The following is a 19443-nucleotide window of genomic DNA, read 5'->3' on the forward strand; positions in this document are numbered from 1 at the left end:
GCCTATTTTAATTGAGCCAGCGCCACCGCTACAGGAGGCGCCTGCGTGGCGTTTGATTTGGCCGCAGGTCGCCGGTGGCGCTCGCTCCAATCGAGAATCTCCAAGCGTCCATCGGCATGCTCGACCAAGGCGGTCAGGCTCTCAACCCAATCGCCATCATTGGCATACAGGATGCCGTCAATATCGCGCAGCTCGGCGTGATGGATATGGCCGCAGACGACGCCGTGCACACCGCGCTTGCGGGCCTCGCGCGCCACCGCGATCTCAAAGTCGGAGATAAAACTGACCGCCCGCTTGACCTTCAGTTTCAGGTATTTGGACAAGCTCCAGTAAGGCAGACCCATGCGGGCGCGCAGCCGGTTCAGGTAACTGTTCAGCTTCAGGGTGAACTCGTAGGCCGTGTCACCCACATGCGCCAACCATTTCGCACACTGAATGACGCCGTCGAACAAATCACCATGTGTGATCCACAGTGTGCGGCCATCGGCCGTCTCGTGAATCCAATCTTGCACGACCTCAATGCCGCCAAAGTCATGATTGACATATTTGCGCGCAAACTCGTCGTGGTTGCCCGGAATGAAGATCACCCGGCAACCCTTGCGCGCCTTGCGCAACAGTTTTTGCACCACATCGTTGTGCGCTTGCGGCCAATACCAACTGCGTCGCAACTGCCAGCCGTCAATGATGTCGCCGACCAGAAATAGCTGCTCACATTCGACCTCGCGCAAGAACTCCAGCAAGGCCTCGGCCTGACAGCCGGGCGTGCCCAGATGAATATCGGAAATCCAGACGGTGCGAAAGCGCTGACTCGGCTCATCGGCGCCGACGGCTGCGTCTGCTTCATCAAGCGCTGGAGTGGCTAGGGCGGCGGCGGCGCGCGCCAGGGCGGAGTCGTGCTGCATGGCTGGCAAGCTTGACGAGCCGGCGTGTCGCGGCCGTGGCAACTTGGTGAAGCTTATATGACGCCAGCACAGCCAAGCTTCAGGCTGCCCGGATAATCCTCCCCATGCATCTGATGATTCCCCATGCCAGCGCCGTCGGCGAGGCCGCCAACCACACGCTCGGTGAGTTGAACTTGCCCCATCTGGCTCAGTTGTTGCCCTTGCTGGCGCCAAGCGGCCCGGTTTTGGGCAGCGACGAATACAGCTTCAACACGCCTTTCGAATTGGCGCTGGCCCAACTGCGCGGCTGCCAGGCAGCAGACGGCTGCCTGGCCACCGCCGCTTGGTCCCTGCAGGAGCGTCTCGCGGCTTCTACAGCCTGGGCCTTGCTGACACCGATTCATTTGTCGGTCGGCAGCGACCAGATCACCGCCCTACCGCCGCAGGCGCTGGCGCTGACCGAGGCGGAGTCGCGGGCCCTTTTCAAGAGCTTGTCCGAGCTCTGGTTAGATACCGAAGGATGGGCCTCGCAGTGGCTGGGGCCCTATCAATGGCTGATCGCACACCCCAGCTTGGCTGATCTGCGCAGCGCCAGTCTGGAGCGGGTACTGCAGCGCAATGTTGACATCTGGATGCCCGAAGCCAGACGCTTGCGATCGCTGCAAAACGAAGTGCAAATGCTCTTGCATGGCCACCCTTTGAACGAAGCCCGCGAAGCAGCGGGCGCCTTGCCCGTGAATTCGGTCTGGATCAGTGGCTGCGGCGTCAATCGCGGCGGCCCATTGCCCACCGATTTGCAAATAGAGGAGGCGCTACGCGAGCCGCTGCTGGCCGGCGACTGGCAGGCCTGGAGCCAGGCCTGGGTCGAGCTTGACAGCGGCCCAGTGGCAGCGCTGCTGGCGCAGGCGAGGCGCGGCGATGCAGGGCCGCGCTTGACCCTTTGCGGTGAACGGCATGCGCGTACCTGGACCTTGCAGCCGCGCCCTCGCCTGCAGCGGTTTTGGCAGTCAATGTCGACGCCACGCGCCGACACGGCCAAAACACTGGGGGCCTTATGAGCGCTGGCCCAAAGTTGATCCAGCGCGACGCTGCGCCGCGTGCCGCCTGGGCACTTGAGCAAGCCGGGCTGTCGCCGCTGTTGGCGCAGTTGTTTGCGGCCCGTGGTGTCAAACATGCCGACGAGCTGGATGACGGCTTGGCGCGTTTGTTGCCGCCCTCGGGCTTGAAAGGCATCAGCGAGGCGGCTCAGTTGCTGGCCGACTGCATCGAGGCCGAACAACGCATCTGCATTGTTGCCGACTATGACTGCGACGGCGCCACTGCCTGCACTGTCGCATTGCGGGGTTTGGCCTTGCTCGGCGCACAAGCGGCCCGGCTCGGCTATGTGGTGCCGGATCGCGCCATTCATGGTTACGGGCTGACACCAGCCATCGTTGACTTGGCCCTGGCTCAAGGGCCACGGCCGGCTTTGTTGATGACGGTCGACAACGGCATCGCCAGCATCGCCGGCATTGCGCACGCCAAGAAGCTGGGCCTCAAGGTGCTGGTGACCGACCATCACCTGCCGGCAGTATTTGACGGCGTCACCGAACTGCCGGACGCTGCGGCAATCGTCAACCCCAGCCAGCCAGGCTGCTTGTTCGAAAGCAAGAACCTGGCCGGCGTCGGCGTCGCTTTTTACGTGATGCTGGCCTTGCGCAGCGAGCTGCGCGCGCGTGGCCGCTTTGATGCGCAAAGTCAGCCCAAGCTCGACGGCTTGCTTGATCTGGTCGCACTTGGCACCGTCGCCGATGTGGTCAAACTCGACGCCAACAACCGCCGCTTGGTCGCGCAGGGTTTGAAGCGCATGCGTGCAGGTCGTGCGCACCCCGGTGTGGCCGCCTTATTCAACGCCGCCGGCCGTGACAGCCGCCGCGCTAACGCCTTCGACTTGGGTTTTGCCTTGGGGCCGCGCATCAATGCGGCCGGCCGCCTGTCCGACATGACCTTGGGCATCGAATGCCTGCTGACCGACGACACGAGCCGCGCACTGGAACTGGCCAAGCAGCTTGACGCCATCAACCGCGAACGGCGCGTGATCGAGGCCGATATGCGTGAGCAGGCCGAATTCAAGCTCGATACGCTGCTGCAAGACCCGCGGTTGAACGGCGAGCCGCCGCCGGCGCTGGCGATCTTCGAGGCCGAATTCCACGAAGGTGTGGTCGGCATCATCGCCTCACGCCTGAAGGACCGCGTGCACCGACCCACCTTTGTGTTCGCGCGCGGCGCTGATGGGCAACTCAAGGGCTCAGGCCGCTCGATTGCGGGCTTTCATCTGCGCGACGCGCTGGACCTGATCAGCAAGCGCCATCCCGAGTTGCTGAAGAAGTTCGGCGGCCACTCGATGGCGGCCGGCTGCACCTTGGCGGACGGCGGTTTTGAGTCGTTTGAAGCGGCGCTGCGCCAGGTCGCCGGCGAATGGCTGGACGCCAGCGCCCTGACCCGCACGTTGCGCACCGACGGCCCTTTGGCGGCCGAGCATTTCAATCCGGCCAGCGTGCAAGCACTGGAGGCGCAGGTCTGGGGCCAGGCGTTTGAAGCACCACTGTTTTGCGACCCGGTCGAAATCATCTCGCAGCGCATCGTCGGCGAGAAACATATGAAGCTGCGGCTGCGCCTTGGCCAAGGCGGTGGCGTTGTACGTGATGCCATCTGGTTCGGCCATATCGAGCCGCTGCCCGCCCAAGGGCAGATGGCTTACCGGCTCAGCGTAGACGAATACCAAGGGCAACAACGGGTGCAAATGATTGTTGAAGCGATGGCCTAAGCCTCAGCTTCTAGAATGGCTGTGTGAACACGACCTCGCTCAACCTCCTCAGCAATGCCGACCTGCATTGCCACTCCAAGGTGTCTGATGGCACGCTGGAGCCCGAAGCGCTGGCCGCTCGCGCCAAGGCCAACGGGGTGGAACTTTGGGCCTTGACCGACCACGACGAGGTCGGGGGTCAGCAACGCGCGATGGACGCCGCGCTGGCTTTGGGCCTGCCCTATCTAACCGGCGTCGAGGTGTCGGTCAGTTTCGCCGGCCAAGTCGTGCACATCGTCGGCCTCGGCTTTGATCATCGCAACGAGGCTCTGGTCGCGGGTCTGCGCGACACCCGTGGCGGGCGCGAGCAGCGCGCTCGTGAGATGTCCGCCGGTTTGGCGCAAGTCGGTATCCGGGACGCTTACGAGGGCGCATTGAAATACGTTGGCAACCCGGAGTTGATCTCGCGCACCCACTTCGCGCGCTTTTTGGTCGAGGCCGGCCATTGCGGCGATATCTCCGAGGTGTTTCGCCGTTACCTGACCGAGGGCAAACCCGGTTATGTCGAACACCGCTGGGCCCGCCTGAGCGACGCGATGCGCTGGATCTTGGAAGCCGGCGGCCAGGCGGTGATCGCCCACCCGGCCCGCTACAGCTTCACGCCGACCGAGGAGTACGCCTTGATCACCGAGTTCATCAATCATGGCGGGCGCGGCATCGAAGTTGTCACCGGCAGTCACAGCGACGCCGACGCGGCCAAGTACACCGAAACCGCCTTGGAGTTCGGCCTGCTCGCCTCGCGCGGCTCGGACTTTCACTCGCCCGAAGAAAGCCGCACCGACCTGGGCCAGTTGAAGGATTTGTCGGGCCGCCTGAGTCCGATCTGGCAACTGTTGGATACACGCATCCATAGGCCTGCGGCCAGCACGCAATAGCCGACATTTGGTTCAGAGGCAGTACACAATTGCCCCATGGCCCAATACTTCGAAGTCCACCCTGACAACCCGCAGCAACGCTTCCTGAAGCAGGCCGCGCAGATCATCAATGCGGGTGGCATTGGCGCGATTCCGACCGACTCCAGCTACGCGCTGGTCTGCCGGCTGGATGACAAGACGGCGGCAGAAACCTTGCGGCGCATTCGCGGCATCGACGACAAGCATCATCTGACCCTGTTGTGCCGCGACCTGAGCGAATTGGCCAGCTACGCCCGCGTCGACAACAGTCAGTACCGGCTGCTCAAGCTGGCAACACCTGGCCCTTTCACTTTCATTTTGGAGGCGACCAAGGAAGTCCCGCGCCGGCTCTCGCACCCCTCACGCCGCACCATAGGCTTGCGCGTGCCCGCTCACCGAGTTACCCAGGAGCTGTTGGCCCTGCTCGGCCAACCGCTGCTGGCCACCACGCTGATCGCCCCGGGAGAGACCGAGCCGATGAACGATGCGCGCGAAATCTCTGATCGCTTTGACCGGCTGCTGCAAGTCATCGTCGACGCCGGCGCCTGCCCGCTCGAGCCCACCACCGTGATCGATTTGACCGGCGAAACGGCGCAAATCATTCGATTGGGGCGCGGCGATCCAGTTACGCTTGGCCTCGCCACAGATTAAACGGAGAAAAGCGCTCAAGAAGTTTTGGGCGCAGTCGATGTAGCTTTGGTCGACCGTAATCCACATGGGGTGGAACGGTGAAGCCGCTGGCCGCGGCATGGAAGAAAGCGCTCTCATGAACTTCCTTAGCAAGCTGCGTATCAGTCAGCGCCTGGCATTGAGCTATGGTTTGCTGATTATTTTGCTCACCATCATCGGGGGCTATGGCGCGTACAGCGCCAATCGTCTGGCCAAGGACTTGGACCAAACAGCCAAGCAAAGCCTGGTCAAAATCGCCGCAGCCAATGGGCTTGAAGGCCAGGTCAGCATTGTCGCCCGCGCATCGCGCGACCTGCTGCTCTTGGATTCGGCGGGCGCCATCAAGAAACAAAAAACCCTCATTGACGGCGCGCTGCAAGAAAGCGAAAAGCAACTCGCTGCGCTGTTGAGCAACCCCGAAAAGGGCCGCGAGACCGAACTGCTGGGTCAAATCAAAGATGCGCAGGCCAAATTCTTTGCCTCGATCGCCAAGTTCCGCAAGGTGCAAATTGACGGCAGCCCCGACGAAGCGCGCGAAAGCCTGATCACCGATGTGCGTCCGGCACAGCAAAGCTATCAAGACGGGCTCAAGGGCCTGGTCGATTTGCAGTTCGAGAACGCCAACGAATTGGCTGTCTCGGGCGGCGAGTTGGCGCGCAACTCGGTCCTGGTGACGGTGGTGCTGGTGATCGTCGCCGCACTCATCGGCAGTTTTGGTGGCCTGGCGATTGTTCGCTCCATCACGGTCCCGATCAAACAAGCGCAATCCGCCGCCGAGGCCATTCGCAATGGCGATCTGACACATCAATTTGAGGCCGCTGGTTCGGACGAATTGGGTCAAATGCTGGACTCGATGCAAGCGATGCAGCAAGCCTTGGCCGGCGTGGTCGGCAGCGTTGGCGCTGCAGCCAATGATGTGGCCGAGAGCACAGGGCAAATCGTCAACGGCAATGTTGATCTGTCGGATCGCACTGCACGCTCAGCCTCCAGCCTACAGACCACCGCCGCCTCAGTCGAGGAAATTGCGGCCAATCTAAGCGGTGCCAGCGAGCTGACCCGCAAGGCCGCCGGCATCGCCACCAAGGCTCGCAACTCGGCCTCCGCCGGCGGCAAAGTGGTGTCGCAAGTGGTGGCGACGATGCAGGAAATCAGCGCCAGCTCGCACAAGATCGGCGACATCATCGGCGTGATTGACGGCATTGCATTTCAGACCAATATCTTGGCGCTGAACGCGGCGGTCGAAGCGGCCCGGGCCGGTGAGCATGGCCGCGGCTTCGCGGTGGTGGCCTCCGAGGTGCGGGCCCTGGCCTCACGCGCTGCCGGTGCCGCCAAGGAGATCAAGGTCTTGATTCAGGAGTCGACCGTCAAGGTTGAAACCGGTACCGCCCTGGTCAACAATGCCGGCGTCACCATCAGCAGCGTCGTCAATGAAGTCAATGACATGGGCAAGCTGATCGAAGAGATTTCGCACTCGGCGCAAGAGCAGGCCACCGGCGTCGGCGTGGTCAATCACTCGATGAACGAGTTGGACCGCAGCACCCAGCAAAACGCTTCGCTGGTCAGCGCACTGAGTAAATCCACCGAGGCCTTGACCAGTTCATCCTCACGTTTATTGGAAGCGGTGGGATTTTTCCGCGTCCACTGAGGCGATCAGCAGCCATAATCGATTAGCACCACGCAAGGATAGCAATGAGACTACTGACTTCATTCCTGCCCAAGTTCTCGCGTATCGGCTTTGGCCTGCTGAGCGCCTTGTTGATCGCGGCCAGCGCGATCGCCGCGCCTGCGCCCAAGGTGTTGAAGAAGGTGCCGCCAGAATTCCCCTCGGCGGCCGCCAAGAAAGGCATCACATCCGGCACCGTCAAGGCGCAACTAACAATTGCCGCCGACGGCAAGGTCACCGACGTTGCCATTCTGGAAGCGTCGCCTCCCAAGATTTTTGACCGCGCAGTGATTGACGCGTTGATGGAATGGCGCTTCGAAGGTAGCGGTGAAAAGAGGACGCACGAGATGACGCTCGTCTTCAATGAATGAATAGCTGTTGGAAGAATTGATTGATAGCAGATTAGGCCAAGCCAAGGAACGCAATGAGAAAAAACAAATCCCCCCTGACTCAATGGACTCGCGCGGGCCTGGGCCTGCTCAGCGCATTGCTGATTGCCACCAGCGCTATTGCTGCACCCAAGGTGCTGAAGAAGGTTCCACCTGAATTCCCGTCTGCTGCCACCAAGAAGGGTGTCACTTCGGGCTCGGTGAAAGCTCAGATCCAGATCGGCCCTGACGGCAAAGTCACTGACGTCGTTATTTTGGAAGCGGCACCGCCCAAATTGTTCGACAAAGCCGTGATTGAAGCGCTGATGGAATGGCGCTTTGAAGGCAGCGGCGAAAAGCAGACCCACGAACTCAAACTCGTCTTCAATAGCGAAGACTGAGCTCGCACTGGCGAAGCCGGGAGGCTTAGCCAGGCTAGCGAAGGACTGGTCGCGCGACCAGCGACCAGGCTGAGGCTGCACAGACAAACCCGGAAGGGTTTGGCAGGCAGCCGAAGGCTTGGGCGCGATACAAGCGCACAAGCTGAGCTCGCACTGGCGAAGCCGGGAGGCTTAGCCAGGCTAGCGAAGGACTGGTCGCGCGACCAGCGACCAGGCTGAGGCTGCGCAGACAAACCCGGAAGAGTTTGGCAGGCTGCCGAAGGCTTGGGCGCGATACAAGCGGCTGAGCTGAGGCTGCGCTGGCTAANGCAGACAAACCCGGAAGAGTTTGGCAGGCTGCCGAAGGCTTGGGCGCGATACAAGCGGCTGAGCTGAGGCTGCGCTGGCTAAGCCTTCTTGCCGGCCGCCAGCAGTTCCACCATGCGCTGCTTGTCGAAGCCGACCATTCGCTGACCCCTGACCAAAAAGGTCGGTGTACCCGGAGCCATCTGCGCGCGGTATAGCTCCGCGCATGCCGCGTTGGTTTCGATGAAACACTCGCTGTAGCTGATTTTCTCGGCATCCAGCCAGCTACGCGCTCGGCGGCAAAAGACGCAATCGGTACTGGACAGCATGACGATATCGCCGGGCCGTGCCAGCGTCCGCATCGAGTCGCCCTGGCTGCGGGCCTGCCAATGCTGGGCTAACTGCGAGGCTCCCATCACCAACAACACAATCAGCAGCAAGGGCGCGAATTCGCGCAAGCGCCGCAGGTTTCGGCCTTTGCGAGTCAGCGCAGGCGCTGCATTGGTGTCAGATGTAGGCATTGCGGGTCATCGGCGAGCGGCTGGGCCGGCAAACTGGGCCTGGGTTCAGACCGCCGCCGTCACAACAATCTCAAGCTTCCACTCGGGGCGAGCCAGCTTGGCCTCGACCGTGGCCCGCGGCGGCGTGTGGCCGGCCACCACCCAAGCATCCCAGGCGGCATTCATGCCGGGAAAGTCGGCCAGGTCGGCGATGAAAATCTGCGCACGCAAGATCTTGGTTTTGTCGCTGCCGGCGCGCGCCAACAAGGCGTCAATCGCGGCCAAGACTTGCGCCGTCTGGCCGGTGATGTCCTGGCTGGCGTCTTCCGGCACCTGACCGGCCAGATAAACCACTCCATTGCAAACCGCCATTTCGGACATACGGGCGCCGACGTCAAATCTCTCGATACTCATTTCAATTGCCTTTCTTCTTTGGATGTTTATGGGAATGGCCATGCGCATGCGGGCCGACACCGTGCGGATGTTTCTTGCTGCTATCGGCCGCAGGCACCGCGCCGACTGCCTTCTGGCCCAAACGGCTCTCCGTGCCCTTGAGCAACTTCTTGATGTTTTCGGCATGCCGCCACACCAGGAGCAAGCCAATCACGATCAAGACGCCGACGATAGGGCCGCTGCCCCAGATCATCATCTGGTAGATAGGCGCGAAGGCCGCCGACACCAAGGCCGCCAGCGAGGAATAGCGCGAGAAGTAGGCAATGATGGCCCAGGTCGCCAGCGTGGCGAGGCCCAAAAGCGGGTTCAACGCCATGATCACACCGGCCGCCGTCGCCACGCCCTTGCCGCCTTTAAAACGGAAGAAGACTGGCCACAAATGACCGAGGAAAGCCGTCAAGCCCACCAAGGCCGCCGTTCCTTCACCCAAACCGAAGCGGGCGCCGAAAATCATCACCAACAAAACCGCGACATACCCTTTCAAGGCGTCGAACAACAGCGTCAGCACGGCGGCGACCTTGTTGCCCGAGCGCAGCACATTGGTGGCCCCTGGATTGCCCGAGCCATAGCTGCGCGGATCGGACAAACCCATCAGGCGACTGATGATGACGGCAAAGGACAGTGAGCCGATGAGGTAGCCGATGATGCCGGCCAGAAGAGGGAAAAGTAGATCTTGCATGGGGCGCTATTGTGGCTGCTTTGAGTTCAAAATTTTCTCGACCCGTCCGGCACTGCGGCCGAGCGCGCGATACGCCTAGTCTGCACCGGCGCAGCTGACTGCCTTTGCGGCCAGCAATTCGGGCAGGATTCTGGGGTCTATGCCGACCAAAAAGCCGCGCCGCCCGCCATTGATGCAAATGCTGGGCAACGCCAAAATAGTCGCTTCGACAAACACCGGCATCGCCTTGCGCAGGCCGAAAGGCGAGGTCCCGCCGACCATATAGCCGCTATGCCGCTGTGCCACCTCGGGCTTACAGGGCTCAATCTTTTTGCAAGGAATCTGGCGCGCCAAAGCCTTCAGGCTGACTTGCGCATCACCGTGCATCAGCACGATCAAAGGCTGCGCCCTTTCATCCTGCATCACCAAGGTCTTGACGATGCTGTGCTCGGGCAGACCGAGTTGACGCGCCGATTCGGCGGTACCGCCGCGCTCCACATAATCGTAAACATGCTCGGTGAATGCTACTTTGTGCAGACGCAAAAATTGAGTCGCGGGCGTCTCACTGACATGGGAGGGTTTCTTGGCCATGGTCTGATTTTCACCGATCCACCGGAAGGCTTGCGCGCTGCAGGCAGAATCCAGCCACCCAAGCCCGACACCCCAGCCCCCATGATCAACCCCAAGCCCGAACTCACTCGCACAATGCTGGCCATCCTGAGCATCGCCCTGCTGATGTTCACTTCGCTGTGGATACTGTCACCCTTCATCGGGGCTTTGATCTGGAGCACGATGATCGTCGTGGCCACTTGGCCGATGATGCTGGCCCTGCAGCGACGCTTGTGGGGGCGGCGCAGTTTGGCGGCCTTGGTGATGGTGAGCTTGCTCTTGCTGGTCTTGTTTGTACCGTTGACGATCGCGCTGAGTACTGTCGTGTCTCATGCCGACGAGGTGGTGGCGATGGCAGGGTCATTGAGTGTGTCCGATCTGCCGCAGCCGCCCGCTTGGTTGGCTTCGGTTCCGCTGGTGGGAGAGAACCTGGCCGTCGCCTGGCACCGCATCACGGTCGACGGCATCGCGCCATTGGTAGCCCTGGCCAAGCCCTACCTGGGCGTGGCGTTCAGGTGGACGGCGGCACAGGCCGGCAGCCTAGGCCTTGTTGGCCTGCAGTTTCTGTTAACCGTGGTCTTGGCCGGTATTTTGTACAGCAACGGTGAAGTCGCGGCCCGCACCGTACGAGGCTTTGGTCGCCGACTCGCGGGCGAGCAGGGTGAGGCGGTGATCACCTTGGCCGGCCAAGCGATTCGCGGCGTGGCGCTGGGCATCGTCGTGACGGCCTTGGTGCAATCAGTGTTGGGCGGCCTGGGACTGTGGGTCGCCGGTGTGCCTGTTGCCAGTTTGTTGACCGCCGTGATGCTGATGCTGTGCCTTGCGCAGATTGGCGTCATACCGGTGCTGCTGCCAGCCGTTGGCTGGCTTTACTGGGGCGGTGACAACCTCTGGGGAACCCTGCTGTTGCTGTGGACCATGGTCGTGGGCACCATGGACAACTTCTTGCGCCCCTGGTTGATCAAAAAAGGCGCCGACCTGCCGCTGCTGCTTATTTTTGCGGGCGTCATCGGCGGCTTGTTCGCCTTCGGCTTGGTCGGTCTCTTCATCGGGCCGGTGGTATTGGCCGTGACCTACACCTTGCTGAATGCATGGATCGGGGATGACTTGCCGGCATCCGAAGTCACGGCCGACAGCAAGGACCTGCCTATTTGAGCACGGCGCCGCGCACCTCAAAGCGCAGTTGCTGCAAGACCCGCCCCCGCTCGTCCAGCAAGCGCAGCCCGTGCTGGCCAGGCCTTGGAGCCCAAGACATTGGGCTGCCGCGCCCCAGTAGCTTGCCGTCCAATTCCCACTGACCGGCTTGCCCCTCGAAGCGGATCTTCTGCGCCTGAGGCGGTATGTCAGGGTCGAGCGCGTAAATGCTGCCGTTCAGCGGGTTGCTGATGCCCATGGCCATGTTCGAGCGCAACTGCGCTGTGGCCAGCATGCGACTCTGTTCAGTCCCCCGGATGAACCATTCCGGCCGAGCCGGCTCACGCTCACCTTCAAAATTGGCGTCAAAGTCGACGCGCTGCTGCACCAGGCCGGCCGGCGGCTGCGGCGGCTTGGAGGGCTGACCTCGGTGCAAATAGCTGGCCAGCTTGGCCCAGACGGGTGCTGCGCCACTGACCCCGCTGACCCCATGCATCGCCTCGCCGCTGGCATTGCCAACCCAAACGCCAATCGTGTAGCGCTGCGTGAAGCCCAGGCACCAGTTGTCACGCATGTCTTTGCTGGTGCCGGTCTTGACCGCCGCAAAGCCGGCCGTGGCCAGCACGCTGTCGAAGCCGAAGGTGCGGGCACGCGCGGTGTTATCGGCCAGCATATCGGCAGCGATGAAGCTGGCCGCAGCCGTGCTGACGCGGCGCGGTGGCGGTACGAGGTCGCTCGAGCGCAAGCGCGCCGGGCTGTACTGCCCCCCATTCGCCAGCGCGCGATAGGCATTGCTCAGCGCCAGCAGGCTGACGTCCGAGCTGCCCAGCGCCAGTGACAGGCCGTAGAAGCCGCTGGTCTCGGGCAAGGCCAGGCCCAGCGCATTGAAGCGCTCGAAAACTTGTTCGGCGCCTAACATTGCCGTCAAGCGCACCGCCGGCACGTTCAGGCTGTTGCCAAGTGCGCTACGGGCCGACACATAACCCTTGAATTCGTGGTCGTAGTTTTGCGGCAAATACAGGCCCGCCGGCGTGCTGATCTGCGCCGGCGAATCATCCAGCAAGCTGGCCGGCGTGATCAGGCGCTTTTCCAGCGCCAGCTGGTAAATGAAGGGCTTCAAAGTCGAACCCGGTTGGCGCCTTGCCAGCACCCCGTCAACCTGGGCCGCACTGGACAGCTCGCCGCTGGAGCCGACCCAGGCGAGCACCGCGCCGCTGGCGTTGTCCAGCACCAGCACCGCGCCGTCCTCGACATTGCGGCCCGACAACTCGGCCAGCTGCTGCTTCAGCAGCATCAAGGCATAACGTTGCAGGCCCGCATCCAGGCTGCTACGTTGCTGGGCGGGGCCGTCGGCGCGCAAGATCTGCCGGGCGAAATGCGGCGCCAATTGCTCGCCCATCGGCTTGGCCGGGCGGCGCGCCAGCAAGGCCTCGGTGTCGCCCTTGAGTGCGGCACAACCCTGCGCTTGTGCGCGCCCCATCAGTTGCAGCAAGCCGCAGGCGCGCTGCGCCAAGAGCACGGCCGAAGCATTCGGCGCCCGCAGCATTGCGGCGGCCAGCGCGGCTTCCTCGGGGCTGAGCCCGCTGGGATGCTTGGCGAACAGGGTCTGCGCCAAGGCATTGATACCGACCACTTCACCACGAAAAGGCACGCTGTTCAGGTAGGCCTCCAGAATCTGCGCCTTGCTCCATTGGCGCTCCAGGCGACCGGCCAACCAGACCTGGCCGAGCTTTTGAGGCAGGCTGCGCCCGCTTGCCGGCCGCGCCAGACCGGCATCGATCAGGCCGGCCAATTGCATCGTCAGCGTCGAGGCGCCCTGAGTGCCTGCGTTCTTGCGGGTGTTCACCAGATTGCCCCAGGCACTGCGCGCCACCGCGCTCCAATCGACACCGCTGTGCTCGTAAAAGCGCTTGTCCTCGCCCAGCAACAAGGCCTGCAGCAAGGCCGGCGAGACCTGTTCCAGCGCCACCCAATCGAGCGCGCGGCGTTGGTGATCCAGACGCAGCGTCTGCAGCGCTTCGCCGTTAGCGGCCAGCAGCGTGAAGTCCGAAACTCGGTGAGCCGCACGCACTTGCTCAAAGCTCGGCTGAGCCCAGGCAGGCAATGCCAGACCAAGCCCAAAAGCCAGCAGGCCAAGCCAGCGGCCGATCAAGGTGCGACCTCCAGCACCCCCTGCGGCAATTCGCCGAACTGCTCCGGCGCATAAAGCGCCTCGGCGCGCGTGCCAGGCAGCAAGAAGCGCCCGGCATTGTTCAAGCGCACGGTGTATTCAAACTCATGCTTGCCGCGTGGCAAGAAGTCGAAGTAGCCGCGCCAGGCCTCAAAGCTGCGCTCCTCATAGCTAGGCCGGCGTCCAATCAGCGCCGGGGCACTGGCAGACGACTGCAAGGCCAGGCTCGAATCGCCGCCCAGCCCCGAACCCATGATCGCAGCACCGGCCGGCAGCGGGTCGGACAAGACCACCCAAGTCATATCGGCCTGCGCGTCCAGCTGCAGGCGCACCCGCACCAAGTCGCCGCGTGACCAGCGCCCGGCCACTTTTTGCTCGACCGGCAGCAGCTCGCGCGTGATCCGGTAGCCAGCGCTCAAGGGTTCCTTCAAAGGCACGGCGGCCAGCGACTGAATCGTCACCCAGGGTTTGCCGCTACCTTGGCTCTGCAGCTTCAATTGCCCCTCGCTCCAGGGCAGCAAGAGCGCGCCTCCATCGGGCTTGCGGCTCCAGTCCTGCGTCAGGCTTTTGCCCCCGAGCGAGGCCAGCGTCTGCCCGCTCGGCTTGACCGATTCAAACTTGGCCGAAAACTTATCCAGCGCCAGCACGCCCCAGAGATTGGCCGTTGTCGTCACCCATGCACCCCTGACCTGGCGACCCAGCAGACCCTGCAGCAAACGCGGCAGCTCGTCCTTCCAGCTCGGATCATCCATGGCGGCCAGCAGCAGTCGCGCCGCATTGCCGTCGCCGCTGTCCATCAGCCACCACCAGGCATCCGAATCCTCGTTGCTGAAGCTCAGCCGGGTGCCGGCATAGTTGAGCCGGCTGCGCAGCAGCGCTTGCGCCTCAGTGATGCGCTGCTCACGCTGCGGGGCCTTCAGGTTGCGCCGGTTCAGGCTCAGCCAATCGATCACCGCTGCGGTCGGCCAGGTCGACAAGTTGCGGCCATCGACCGTGCCCATGCCGGCCACACTAACCCGCCCATAGCGCGACAAGGCCTCCAGCGCGGCCAAACGCCGCACCTCGGCGTCCAGCTGAGCGCTGCGAGGTGACCAGCTCTTGCGCAAGACGCGGCCCTCGACGAAGGCACTCAGACCATCCAGCATGCGCTCTCTTGGCGCGGCCGGCAGCTCGCGCCCTGCCTCATGTGCGGCCGCCAACAAATAAGCCGTCAACCTGTCACTGCCGCCGGCACGCTCACCCTCGCGCGGCGGGAAGAAGTTGGCCAGCCCGTCAGCGTCCAAATAGCCGGGCAGGCGGTTCATCAGTGCCTGCCAACGCGCGGAATCATGCAGGCCAATCGCAACCGAGGTCTGCTGCTCCAGGCAGCTATAGGGATAAGTCTCGAAGAAGCGCTTGGGGCCCGGCAAATCGCCGCCCAAGCGGGCCTGCAGCAGCACATTGACGCCACCGCGTTTGACACCGTTCTCTGGCAAGGCATCCTTGGGCGGCGCCACGGCCAGGCTCATCGCGCCATCCAGCTGGCTCAGGCTGGCTTGCAAGACCTGCACAGGCACAGCGGGCAATACGCGCTGTTTGATCTTCAACTGATCCCGCGCCGCGCCGCCTATTTCCTGCGCCTGCGCCTGCCAGGTCAGCTCGCCCTCGCCCTCGCCCTTGCCTTCGCCTTCAGGCACTAGAACCTGCCACAGCAACTCGCGGGCCGCACCGGCCGCCAGGGTCAGATCTTGCGCGGGCGGGCTTTTGGTCAGGTCCGAGGCCTGCAAAGTCACCCGCAGCTTCATCTCGCGCGTCGTGCTGTTGCGCAGCGTCATTGCAGCCTGGAATTGGTCGCCTTCGCGCACCAAGGGCGGCAGGCCGGACAGCAATTGCAAGTCCTGCGTGACCCGCACCGAGGCCTGGCCCGTACCGAATTTCTGCGCACCCGCGTCGGCAATCGCCACCAGCCTGAAGCTGGTCAGCGAATCGTTCAAAGGCACGTCGATGACCGCCTCGCCATTGGCGTCAAGCTTTACTTGCGGCCGCCACAAGAGCAAGGTATCGAACAACTCGCGCGTCGGTGCGCGCCCGCCGCCGCCGCCTGCCGGCACGGCCTTGCGACCGTAGTGGCGCCGGCCGATGATTTCACTCTGCGCGGTGGCCGTCTCCACCCCCCAGCCGCGCCGCTGAATCAAGGCCTGCAACAAGTCCCAGGACGCATTACCGCGCAGCGCCAGCAGGCCCTCATCGACCGCCGCAAACGCCACTTCGGCGTCGGCCAGCGGCCGGCCGTTCTGGCTCACCTTGACGCGCGTCTGCACGCTCTGGCGCACGTTGTACTGCGGCTTGTCGGTCGTCACCGTCACTTGCAGCTGATGCTCGGCCAGGCCGACTTGCAGCTCGGCCACGCCGAGCTTGAAGGACGGCTTGGCCAGGTCCACCATCGCCGTCGGTGCGGGCATCGCGCGGCCCTCCCTGAACGCGCGCCACCAATCCACCGGCGCGCGCCAGCCCCAGCGGAAGAAGGAATACCAGGGCACTTCAAACACCCGCCCGCGCAGCGCCAACACGCTGACATAGACGTTAGGCGCCCAGGCCTTGTCAATTTTGAGCTCCATGGTGGGATCGCTGCCGCGCAGCGTCACGACCTTGGTTTCAATCACGCCCTCACGCTCCACCGCCACCAGCGCGGTCGCCTCCCGGAACGGCATGCGCACCTGCAGCCGCGCCGTTTCACCCGGCTCATAGCGTTTCTTCTCGGCCAGCACATCGATGCGGTCGTCATTGTCTTGCTCGAACCAAAGCTCACCCTGACGGGTTACCCAAACATTGCTGGCCGCCTGCACCGCACGGCCATCACCGTCCACGGCCTTCGCCACCAACTCCACCTCGCCGGCCACGTCAAGCTTGGCCTCGCAGGCCAGCAAGCCTTTATCGTCACTCTTGCCGCTGCACACCACGCCGAGCTCCTTGACCTCGTTGCGGTTGTCGTAGGCGTAGAAGCCGCCAACCATGCGCTTGCGCGAGCTGATCATTTGATTCAAACGCGCCTTCACCTCGATCGCCTGGCCGGCCAGCGGTTTGCCCGCCGTATCCAGCGCCAGCGCGCTGAAACTCAGCTTGCCGTCAGCGTTGCTGATCCAGCCCTTGCTGCGCAAACCCAGCACCACTTGGGACGGCCACAGCGGCAGCAGTTGCGCCACCGTCTTGGTCTCGCCGTTCGGATCTTGATAGCTCAACTCGGCGAGCAACTCGCTGGCACGCGCTATCTTGGGCAGCGGTTTTAGCAAGAATTCGGCCGCGCCGTTGCGATCGGTCGAGCCAGCCAGCTTGTCGACGACCAATTTGCCGTCGCGCTGGACCGGGCGGCTCTCGCTCTCGCCGTCCACTTGCTCTTGAGAGGATTGATAGGCTTGATAGGCGGACTCATTCGCACCTCGCTCGCGCGGCGGCTCAAACACAAACTCTTCAAAGCCCGCAAAGCTCAAGGCTCTGGGTCGCAACATGGCGCTGAGTTTGAGCGGCGCCTGTGCCAGCCCGCCGCCGGCCGTATAGTTCAGCTGCGCCGACATGCGCAGCTCGCTGGGGTTCACCGGCAATGCCTTGGGGCCACTCAGGCGCGCGGCTATCAAGGGCACGCGAAATTCCTCGACCCTGAAATCGCCGCTGGGCCAGCTGCGACCGCGCTGCGAGTCGACCTTGCCGCGCTCCAAGCTGATCCGATACGTACCGAGCTTGGCATTGGCCGGAATCAGCCACTGCGAGTTGCTGCTGCGCGTTGTCGGCCAAGTCAGCGGCAGCTCGATCTGCTGGCCGCTGCCCTCATGAATCAGCTTGACCCGGTCGGGCAAGAGCTCCGGTCTGGCCAAGCTGAGGCCTTGCGCGGTCTCGAGCCGGAAGAAATGTTTCATCGACACGGTCTCCCCGGCACGCAGCAGGCTGCGGTCCAGCACCGTGTGGGCGCGCGCATCGGGCTCAGGGCCATTCGAAGTGGGCAGGCCGAAGCGCCAGTTCTCGATGCCGCGGTTCCAGTTGCTGAACACAAAGGCCATGTCGGCTGGCTTCTTGATATCCAAATCGGCCTTGCGCGCGGTGATAAAAAACCCCCGCTCGGCCACACAACGCCGATCATTCCAGTCCGGGGCCACCAGTGCCAGCGGGACCTTGGCCAAACCTTGGCTGTCGGTGCGCCCGTTCCACAGCGGCTTGCCGGTGCAGTCATTGACGACCACATCCGCCTGCGACACCGGCCGGCCACGGTCCAGCGTCGTCACCCAGACCAGGCTGTTCTCGCGTCCCCATTTGAAATGCACGCCCAGATTGGTCACCAGCACGCCGGTGCGCACATACATCGGCGCATCCTTGTCCAATAAGGAACGCCCGAGCTTGGCCGAACTCAGCTCGACCACGTGATAGCCGGGCTCGGCCAGCGGCAGGCCGATCACCTCGAAGGGTCGCGCCTGCGCGTCCGCAGCCAAGGGCGTCGGCGGCAGCGCCAAGACCTGCGTGCCGGGTTCACGCGACAACAACTCGACCTCGCGCGTGTGAACGTAGCGCGTCGTCGTTTGACTATGTGTTTTGCCAGCTTCGTCCACCGACTTAAGCGTTTCCTCCCATAGCGAAGGCGGCAGGCCCAGCTCGCGCGCTGTCATCGTGGCCTCGTGGTAACGCTTGAGTTTGGCGTACCAGGCCAGCACCTCGGCGTCGCTCTGCAGGCGTTTGACGCGGATTTCACCCGGCGATTTGCCGGCATTTTTGCCCCCCGCCCAATCGGCCTGTACGTGGCGCATCGTGATCGGCAGCAAGGCCGGACCGTCCGCGTCGCGCTCGATCACGCCAAACGGCGCAGCGGCAAACTTGGCCAAAGGCGGCGCGGCGCCGGTGCTGAGCTTCAAAGGGAAGCTCGCTGCATTGCTCAGCACACGGCCACTGACGTCTTTCAGGCCGGCCGGTAACTCGAGCATGAACTGCGCGTTCTCGGCCAAGGGCGCTGGAAATTGCAACTCGCTCAGCTCGGGCGCCTTGTCCTGCGCCGCCGGCTTGGGCGCCAGCGCAGCGCCGCTCGAGGGCTTGAGCCGCACCTTGAGCGCCAGCTCGCGCGGCACCGGTTCGCTGAACAGCAAGCGCAGCGGGCGCACCGGTATGCAAGGCGCGTTGGCACGCTCGCGCTCGCAAGAAAAATCCGCCGTGAAGGGGCGGCGCACCTGGTACTCAAAGCGCTGTGTCGCGCCCACCTTGCCGTGGCTCCAGACCAAATTCAGCTTGGCCCCGGCCGGCAATGGGCGCTGGCAGTGCAGCAGCCAGTGTCGATCGGCGTTCTTGGTAATCTGCTGTGACTTAAGAATTGTCGTGCGCGCTGCTTCATCCGCCACCAAGGCCGGAACTCGTTCACCCAAACCCTCGACCTCGCACCAAGCACGCTTGGCGACTTCCGCCGCCGTCAAGGCGCCGTTGAGCTTCAACAAGAAATGCTGATCCTCTTCGATCTGGCTGCCCGACCAGGGCCAGGTCTGAACAACAAACGCTGCGCCGGTGCTAAAGCCGAATTCACGCGGGCCAGTCAAGGCGCTGCCGATGGGTTTGAAGTCGTCTTTCAGCAAGACTTGGCACTTCAAGCCGGCCGCCAAGGGTTCGTTCAAATCGAACAACCATTCTCGGGCGCTGGCCCAGCGAGGGCTGCCGCTGATGCGCTGGCTACCGGCTGCGCCGTCGCAATGCAGGGCGGCCGGCGCCGGCAAGCGCGGGTCGCCGGCGGCCACCACCGCCTCCGAGAAACCCAGCCTGATTTGCCTGACCTCAGCGACTTCACCGCTGGGGCTGATCGTGATGGAAGTGGCGTGAGCGCTGGTCAGCGCCAGCAAAGCCAACCCGCCCAGCAAACCCGCATGTTTTGATATTTGACCCATCCAGCGTTTCATCTGCCCTCCCAGGCTTG

The 19443-nt window shown here is 63.3% G+C and carries 15 protein-coding genes; 8 read left to right on the forward strand and 7 right to left on the reverse strand.

Going from position 1 to position 19443, the window contains the following annotated elements:
- Positions 1–2 precede the first annotated feature (2 nt).
- The gene (locus LNV09_RS09420) at positions 3–902 is read right to left on the reverse strand and encodes a UDP-2,3-diacylglucosamine diphosphatase (protein ID WP_263556843.1); all 900 of its coding nucleotides are present in this window, start codon (positions 900–902) and stop codon (positions 3–5) included.
- Between the two features lie 104 nt (positions 903–1006).
- Between LNV09_RS09420 and LNV09_RS09425 the strand changes: the two genes are divergently transcribed.
- From LNV09_RS09425 to LNV09_RS09455, 7 genes are all read left to right on the forward strand, one after another.
- A complete protein-coding gene (locus LNV09_RS09425) occupies positions 1007–1939 on the forward strand; it encodes a hypothetical protein (protein WP_263556844.1) in 933 nt (310 codons plus the stop codon).
- Complete coding sequence (gene recJ / locus LNV09_RS09430) at positions 1936–3687, forward strand: single-stranded-DNA-specific exonuclease RecJ (RefSeq protein ID WP_263556845.1); 1752 nt, start codon at positions 1936–1938, stop codon at positions 3685–3687. The genes LNV09_RS09425 and recJ overlap by 4 nt, the downstream gene beginning before the upstream one ends.
- A 23-nt stretch (positions 3688–3710) precedes the next feature.
- The gene (locus LNV09_RS09435; RefSeq protein ID WP_263556846.1) at positions 3711–4601 is read left to right on the forward strand and encodes a 3',5'-nucleoside bisphosphate phosphatase; all 891 of its coding nucleotides are present in this window, start codon (positions 3711–3713) and stop codon (positions 4599–4601) included.
- 36 nt (positions 4602–4637) lie between these two features.
- The gene (locus tag LNV09_RS09440) at positions 4638–5270 is read left to right on the forward strand and encodes an L-threonylcarbamoyladenylate synthase (RefSeq protein WP_263556847.1); all 633 of its coding nucleotides are present in this window, start codon (positions 4638–4640) and stop codon (positions 5268–5270) included.
- Positions 5271–5385: 115 nt separating this feature from the next.
- A complete protein-coding gene (locus tag LNV09_RS09445; protein WP_263556848.1) occupies positions 5386–6933 on the forward strand; it encodes a methyl-accepting chemotaxis protein in 1548 nt (515 codons plus the stop codon).
- Positions 6934–6977: 44 nt separating this feature from the next.
- A complete protein-coding gene (locus LNV09_RS09450) occupies positions 6978–7322 on the forward strand; it encodes an energy transducer TonB (protein ID WP_263556849.1) in 345 nt (114 codons plus the stop codon).
- 116 nt (positions 7323–7438) lie between these two features.
- Positions 7439–7720: an energy transducer TonB gene (locus LNV09_RS09455; protein WP_263556850.1), complete on the forward strand. Its 282-nt coding sequence runs from the start codon at positions 7439–7441 to the stop codon at positions 7718–7720.
- Positions 7721–8106: 386 nt separating this feature from the next.
- Here LNV09_RS09455 and LNV09_RS09460 read toward each other — a convergent pair whose 3' ends face one another.
- The 4 genes from LNV09_RS09460 to LNV09_RS09475 form a co-directional block, all read right to left on the reverse strand.
- Positions 8107–8526, reverse strand: a complete 420-nt coding sequence (locus tag LNV09_RS09460; RefSeq protein ID WP_263556851.1) for a glutaredoxin family protein — start codon at positions 8524–8526, stop codon at positions 8107–8109.
- 45 nt (positions 8527–8571) lie between these two features.
- Positions 8572–8919 carry a RidA family protein gene (locus LNV09_RS09465; protein WP_263556852.1) on the reverse strand — a complete coding sequence of 116 codons (348 nt, stop codon included), beginning with the start codon at positions 8917–8919 and terminating at the stop codon, positions 8572–8574.
- Between the two features lies 1 nt (position 8920).
- Positions 8921–9637: a glycerol-3-phosphate 1-O-acyltransferase PlsY gene (gene plsY / locus LNV09_RS09470; protein ID WP_263556853.1), complete on the reverse strand. Its 717-nt coding sequence runs from the start codon at positions 9635–9637 to the stop codon at positions 8921–8923.
- A gap of 75 nt (positions 9638–9712) precedes the next feature.
- On the reverse strand, positions 9713–10207 hold the full coding sequence (locus LNV09_RS09475; protein WP_263556854.1) for an aminoacyl-tRNA deacylase: 495 nt from the start codon (positions 10205–10207) through the stop codon (positions 9713–9715).
- 81 nt (positions 10208–10288) lie between these two features.
- Here LNV09_RS09475 and ydiK point away from each other — a divergent pair, with 81 nt between their 5' ends.
- Complete coding sequence (gene ydiK / locus LNV09_RS09480) at positions 10289–11380, forward strand: AI-2E family transporter YdiK (RefSeq protein WP_263556855.1); 1092 nt, start codon at positions 10289–10291, stop codon at positions 11378–11380.
- Here ydiK and pbpC read toward each other — a convergent pair.
- Both pbpC and LNV09_RS09490 read right to left on the reverse strand, forming a co-directional pair.
- Positions 11373–13511 (reverse strand): penicillin-binding protein 1C, encoded by a 2139-nt coding sequence (pbpC, locus tag LNV09_RS09485; RefSeq protein WP_263556856.1) that lies wholly within the window; start codon positions 13509–13511, stop codon positions 11373–11375. The genes ydiK and pbpC overlap by 8 nt on opposite strands.
- Positions 13508–19426, reverse strand: a complete 5919-nt coding sequence (locus tag LNV09_RS09490) for an alpha-2-macroglobulin family protein (RefSeq protein ID WP_263556857.1) — start codon at positions 19424–19426, stop codon at positions 13508–13510. Before LNV09_RS09490 ends, pbpC begins: the two co-directional genes overlap by 4 nt.
- Positions 19427–19443: the final 17 nt, after the last annotated feature.

The sequence above is a fragment of the Paucibacter sp. B2R-40 genome (assembly GCF_025717555.1).
GTDB lineage: Bacteria > Pseudomonadota > Gammaproteobacteria > Burkholderiales > Burkholderiaceae_C > Paucibacter_A.

What these genes read in the sequence shown, in the direction of transcription:
- LNV09_RS09420 (WP_263556843.1), bottom strand. Translation starts at nt 902, where the DNA reads ATGCAGCACGACTCCGCCCTGGCGCGCGCCGCCGCCGCCCTAGCCACT.
- LNV09_RS09425 (WP_263556844.1), top strand. Translation starts at nt 1,007, where the DNA reads ATGCATCTGATGATTCCCCATGCCAGCGCCGTCGGCGAGGCCGCCAAC.
- recJ (WP_263556845.1), top strand. Translation starts at nt 1,936, where the DNA reads ATGAGCGCTGGCCCAAAGTTGATCCAGCGCGACGCTGCGCCGCGTGCC.
- LNV09_RS09440 (WP_263556847.1), top strand. Translation starts at nt 4,638, where the DNA reads ATGGCCCAATACTTCGAAGTCCACCCTGACAACCCGCAGCAACGCTTC.
- LNV09_RS09445 (WP_263556848.1), top strand. Translation starts at nt 5,386, where the DNA reads ATGAACTTCCTTAGCAAGCTGCGTATCAGTCAGCGCCTGGCATTGAGC.
- LNV09_RS09450 (WP_263556849.1), top strand. Translation starts at nt 6,978, where the DNA reads ATGAGACTACTGACTTCATTCCTGCCCAAGTTCTCGCGTATCGGCTTT.
- LNV09_RS09460 (WP_263556851.1), bottom strand. Translation starts at nt 8,526, where the DNA reads ATGCCTACATCTGACACCAATGCAGCGCCTGCGCTGACTCGCAAAGGC.
- LNV09_RS09465 (WP_263556852.1), bottom strand. Translation starts at nt 8,919, where the DNA reads ATGAGTATCGAGAGATTTGACGTCGGCGCCCGTATGTCCGAAATGGCG.
- plsY (WP_263556853.1), bottom strand. Translation starts at nt 9,637, where the DNA reads ATGCAAGATCTACTTTTCCCTCTTCTGGCCGGCATCATCGGCTACCTC.
- LNV09_RS09475 (WP_263556854.1), bottom strand. Translation starts at nt 10,207, where the DNA reads ATGGCCAAGAAACCCTCCCATGTCAGTGAGACGCCCGCGACTCAATTT.
- ydiK (WP_263556855.1), top strand. Translation starts at nt 10,289, where the DNA reads ATGATCAACCCCAAGCCCGAACTCACTCGCACAATGCTGGCCATCCTG.
- LNV09_RS09490 (WP_263556857.1), bottom strand. Translation starts at nt 19,426, where the DNA reads ATGAAACGCTGGATGGGTCAAATATCAAAACATGCGGGTTTGCTGGGC.